We start from the raw sequence: 4,682 nt of genomic DNA, 5'->3' as shown, positions 1-4,682 counted from the left end.
CCCGCGCCTTCGGCCCAAGCCGATTGGCACGCTGGCTCGACGATCGGCGGCGGCGGGGCGGGGGCAGCGGGTTTCGTCCGTAACCCGGGGAAAACCGCCGATCCGGCCCCGACGCCGTGCGACCATCGATGGAGGGAGAAGACGCCCTTTGCGGCCCCCGCACCATCATATAGATGGTTAAGGGCCTAACCGACCGGGCTAGGGGGCTATACCCGGGTATAGGGTGCGGCGGACGCGGCTCTAGCCCACGCGCGGCAAGCTGATGGTGGCGCGCAGGCCCTTCGCCTGGTTGGCCAGGACGATGTCGCCGCCATGGTGGCGCACGATGGTGCGGGCGATCGACAGGCCGAGGCCGACGCCGCCGGTCTCCAGGTTGCGGGAGTTCTCGATCCGGAAGAACGGGGCGAAGACCTGCTCGCCGACATCCGCCGGGATGCCGGGCCCGTCATCTTCGATCACGATCTCGATGCCGTCGCCGGCCCGGGCCACATGCACCCGGGCGCGCTCGCCGTAGCGCACCGCGTTCTCGACCAGGTTGCGGATGGCGCGGCGCAGCGCGTCGGGCCGGCAGCGATAGCTGATCCGCGGTCCCTCCTGCACGGTGACGTCCTGGCCCAGCTCGGCCAGGTCGTCGCACAGGCTCTCGACCAGCGCCGACAGGTCGACGGTACGCGTGCCCTCGGCCGTCGCCTCCTCGCGGGCGAAGGCCAGCGTCGCCTCGGTCATCTTCTGGACCTCGGCGATGGTCGCCAGCATCTTCTCCCGCTCCTCCGCATCCGCCACGAACTCGGCGCGCAGGCGCAGCGAGGTCAGCGGCGTGCGCAGATCGTGGCCGATCGCCGCCAGCATGCGGGTGCGGTCCTTGACGAAGCGCTGCAGCCGCTCCTGCATCCGGTTGAAGGCCTCGGCGGTGTTGCGGATGTCATCGGGACCCGCCTCCGGCAGCGGCGCCACGGATTCGCCACGGCCCAGCGCCTCTGCGGCCACGGCCAGGCGCCGCATCGGCCGGGCGATGCCGCGGGCGACGACGATGCCGAACACCGACAGCACGATCGCCGTGACCGCGACCGACACCATTGACTGGTTGGTCCAGAACGAGTTGCCGGACGGCTTGGCATAGGCGCTGTTCAGCCAGGTGCCGCTGCTCAGCTGCACCGACAGGCCCATGCCGTAGGCCTGGTCGAGATACAGGAATTTGCAGAGGCCCGGCAGCGGCCAGGCATGGGCGGGCACGTCCACCCAGGGCGAGGTGACGGCCGCGGTGGCGATGCCGATGCCGGGGACCTGCACCGACTGGCGCGGCTCATCGTCGTCCCGGTCCTGGTCCTTGTACGGCTTCGGGGATTTCGGCCCCCAGGGCGTCAGGCTCGGCAGCGGCTTGGCCAGATGGATCCAGGCCTCGCGCCGCCAGGCCATGGCATCGCCCGGGCCGTCGGACGACACCCAGAACCGGCTGTAGGAGGTGCCGCTGGCCTTCAGGATGTCCTCCCGCAGCGCCGGCGGCGTCGACTCCAGCAGCCGGGCCAACGACGCGGTGCGGCTGAAGAACTCGGCCTTGGCGGCCGCCTTCAGCGCCTGGCCGCGCTCGTCCCACGAAATCAGGAAGCCGATGCCCTGCGACAAGGCCAGCGCCAGCAGCATCAGCCCGATGAACTGCGCCGCCAGGCTGTGCGTCCACCACCGCCTCATGCCGGCTCGACCTCCGCCACGAAGCTGTAGCCGCCGCCCCAATGGGTCTTGATCAGGCAGGGCACCTTCGGGTCGGCCTCGATCTTCTTGCGCAGCCGGCTGACCTGGTTGTCGATGCTGCGGTCGAAGCTGTCGGCGGCGCGGCCGACCGTCAGGTCCAGCAGCTGGTCGCGGCTCAGCACCAGCCCGGCATGGTCCAGGAAGGCGTTCAGCAGCCGGAATTCGGCGGTGCTCAGCGGCACGGCCACGCCGTCGTCGCCCACCAGCTCGCGCCGGCCGGCATCCAGCAGCCAGCGGTCGAAGCGCAGCGTCTTCGCCTTCAGCCGGCCGCGCTGCGGCGGCAGGCTGTGCACCCGGCGCAGCACCGCCTTGATGCGGGCCAGCAGCTCGCGCGGGTTGAACGGCTTGGTCAGATAGTCGTCGGCGCCGATCTCCAGGCCGATGATGCGGTCGGTGTCCTCGGCCATCGCGGTCAGCAGGATCACCGGCAGGTTGCTGGTGCCGCGCAGATAGCGGCACAGCGACAGCCCGTCCTCGCCCGGCATCATCACGTCCAGCACCACCAGGTCGGGCGCGCTGCGCTCGAGCATGCGTCGCAGCGCCGCCGCATTCTCGGCGACGCTGACCCTGTAGCCGTGCTGGGACAGGTATTTGCCGACGAGGTCGCGGATGTCGCGATGGTCGTCGACGACGGCGATGTGCGGTATGGCTTCCATGGGCGCTCCACCGCCGAACATACCGAAAACGGCGCCGGATCCCGCGCGGGAAATTGTATCAGTCTGTGTCGGATCCGGGGTTTGCGACACTCCGTGACTCAAAACCGGGTCCGGCGACAGAACCCTGCGACAACTGCCGGCCATAGTGCCCTCGACGCAACAGCGACGGTCGAGGGCAATGCTGGGATTCGGATGGGATGGCGGGCGGATGCCGGCGCCGCACGCGGCCGGGCTCGGGCCGGACCGGTCCGCGGCCCCTCGCTCCGTCTTCGCCGCGGTGCTGTTCGCCGACATCGTCGGCTTCACCCGGCTGTGCGAGACGCTGGAGCCGGCGGGCACCTTCGCCCTCCTGTCCGGCTTCCACGAGCGCATGGCGCTGGCGGTGGCGGACCACGACGCCGTCCTCGGCGACCCGGTCGGCGACGGCATCATGGCGGTATGGTGCGGCCCGGCCCCCGCCGCGGCGCGCGCCGCCCTGCATTGCGGCTTCGCCATGCTGGAGGCGATCGACAGCTGGAACCGGGCGCGGCGTGACGGGCTGCCGCTGCGCATCGGCGTCGGCCTGCATGCCGGCCCGGTGATCATCGGCCGGGTCGGCGCCGCGGGGCACGGCAAGCTCGGCGCCTTCGGCGACACGGTGAACGTCGCCCACCGGCTGGAGCGGATGACCCGGACCCGCCGCAGCGACATCATCGTGTCGGAGGAGCTGTTCCGCGCCGTGGCCCGGCACCACCCGGCGGAGCGGCGACTGGCCTCGTTCCCCGCCGCCAGCCGCGCCGACATCCCCGGCCGGGCGGAAGGGGTGGCGATCCGCATGGCGGCGCTGGCCTGAGCGGCGGGGGAATATCGTGTCGACCTGCGCGATCCAGTCCTTGACGCGACACTCCGCGACAAACCCGCCGGCGCCTCGGCACAGTTCTGCGACAGGCGGCCGGCATGGTGCGTGAGCATCAGCAAAGGGATGACCCCCATGCACGACGCGACACAGATCCGCCCCGCCCCGGCAGGCACCGGCCTGGCGGCCGCCCCGGCGATCGACCCCGAGCGCATCGAGCCCGGCTGGCGGCCGCCGGTCGACCGGCTGGCCCTCAGCTGGAACGAGGTGGCGGCCGGCTGGCTGGCGGCCGGCGGATTGCTGGCGATCCTGGGCGTGGCGGCGATCCTCGGCCGCGAGCCGGTGGGCGACCCCGTCTACCGCTCGGCCGGGCTGCCCGGCATCAGCCCCGCGGTCGGCGCCGAGATCTGCCAGGCTCCGACGCCCGCCAAGGTCGCCAATCCCTTTATCCTGGCCCCGCGGCCGCCGGGTCGGGCCTGACAAACCGTGGGCAATCGCTCGAGACCGAAGAGAATGAGGTTGCGTTGCCTCTCCCGCCTGGCGGGAGAGGTCGGGCTCGCGCAGCGAGACCGGGTGAGGGCGGGCCCAGGCCTCGACAAACTCCCCTCACCCGGAGCCGCTTCGCGTCTCCGACCTCTCCCGCAAGCGGGAGAGGCAAAACCCGGGTCCGAACCGGATAGATCGTGGACAGAATGGAGAGCTATTTCGTGACGACATTGGCCCGCCCGGCCGTGCTGCTGGCCTTCGCGGCGCTGCTCGGCGCCTCCTTGCCCGCCGCGGCCCAGGACGCCACGCAGGATGCCGCCGCCGGCGAGCGCGCCTTCCGCACCCGCTGCGCCACCTGCCACAGCGTGGAACCCGGGCAGAACCGGCTCGGGCCCAGCCTCGCCGGTGTGGTCGGCCGCAAGGCCGGCAGCGTCGAGGGCGCCCGGTATTCGCAGGCCCTGCGCGACTCCGGCATCACCTGGGACGCGCCGTCGCTCGACCGCTTCCTGGCCGATCCGCGCGGCGCCGTGCCCGGCACCAGCATGACGGTCCGCCTCACCGACGCCGCGCAGCGCGCCGCGATCATCGCCTACCTCTCCGCCGGCCGCTGAGCCGGGCGGCCGGGACTTTGTATCAAACCGTGTCAGCGGGCCCTCTCGGGACGGCTCGCGACAAAGGCCGGGGCTGCCGGACAAGGTTCTGCGACAGCCGCCGTCCAGGCTCTCCCCGTGCAACAACCTCAGGAGACGTGACGTGATCACCAGAATTCCCGTTCCGGTCCTGGCCGGCTTTGCCCTGCTGGCGACCATCGGCACCGCCCTGGCCCAGGGCGACGGCTGCATCCAGCGCAATGCCAAGGCCGGGCAGAGCAGCCCGACCACCACGCAGGCCCCGGCGCCGGCTTCGGACGCGAGGCCGGGCTGAGGCGGCAGCGGGCACCGGTCCCCACCCGGTGC

General features: G+C 71.8%; 6 protein-coding genes. 4 read left to right on the top strand and 2 right to left on the bottom strand.

Translation table 11 applies throughout. From position 1 onward, the window contains the following. Positions 1 to 240: 240 nt before the first annotated feature. Both BWR60_RS35635 and BWR60_RS35630 read right to left on the bottom strand, forming a co-directional pair. Positions 241 to 1,689 (bottom strand): sensor histidine kinase, encoded by a 1,449-nt coding sequence (locus BWR60_RS35635; RefSeq protein ID WP_088158039.1) that lies wholly within the window; start codon positions 1,687 to 1,689, stop codon positions 241 to 243. Then, positions 1,686 to 2,405, bottom strand: coding sequence for a response regulator (locus BWR60_RS35630; protein WP_088158037.1), 720 nt, complete (start codon positions 2,403 to 2,405; stop codon positions 1,686 to 1,688). The genes BWR60_RS35635 and BWR60_RS35630 overlap by 4 nt, the downstream gene beginning before the upstream one ends. Before the next feature lie 208 nt (positions 2,406 to 2,613). Between BWR60_RS35630 and BWR60_RS35625 the strand changes: the two genes are divergently transcribed. From BWR60_RS35625 to BWR60_RS37495, 4 genes are all read left to right on the top strand, one after another. Then, positions 2,614 to 3,237 carry an adenylate/guanylate cyclase domain-containing protein gene (locus BWR60_RS35625; RefSeq protein ID WP_179222087.1) on the top strand — a complete coding sequence of 208 codons (624 nt, stop codon included), beginning with the start codon at positions 2,614 to 2,616 and terminating at the stop codon, positions 3,235 to 3,237. A gap of 138 nt (positions 3,238 to 3,375) precedes the next feature. Beyond that, positions 3,376 to 3,720, top strand: coding sequence for a hypothetical protein (locus BWR60_RS35620; protein WP_088158033.1), 345 nt, complete (start codon positions 3,376 to 3,378; stop codon positions 3,718 to 3,720). Positions 3,721 to 3,932: 212 nt separating this feature from the next. Then, the gene (locus BWR60_RS35615) at positions 3,933 to 4,337 is read left to right on the top strand and encodes a c-type cytochrome (RefSeq protein WP_088158031.1); all 405 of its coding nucleotides are present in this window, start codon (positions 3,933 to 3,935) and stop codon (positions 4,335 to 4,337) included. 142 nt (positions 4,338 to 4,479) lie between these two features. Next, positions 4,480 to 4,650, top strand: a complete 171-nt coding sequence (locus BWR60_RS37495) for a hypothetical protein (RefSeq protein WP_179222086.1) — start codon at positions 4,480 to 4,482, stop codon at positions 4,648 to 4,650. The last annotated feature ends 32 nt before the right edge of the window (positions 4,651 to 4,682 follow it).

This window comes from Inquilinus limosus (assembly GCF_002195995.1).
GTDB classification, from domain to species: Bacteria; Pseudomonadota; Alphaproteobacteria; order DSM-16000; family Inquilinaceae; genus Inquilinus; species Inquilinus limosus_C.
The sequence above is the reverse complement of the archived record's forward strand: the minus strand, read 5'-3'. Positions and strand labels throughout refer to the sequence as shown.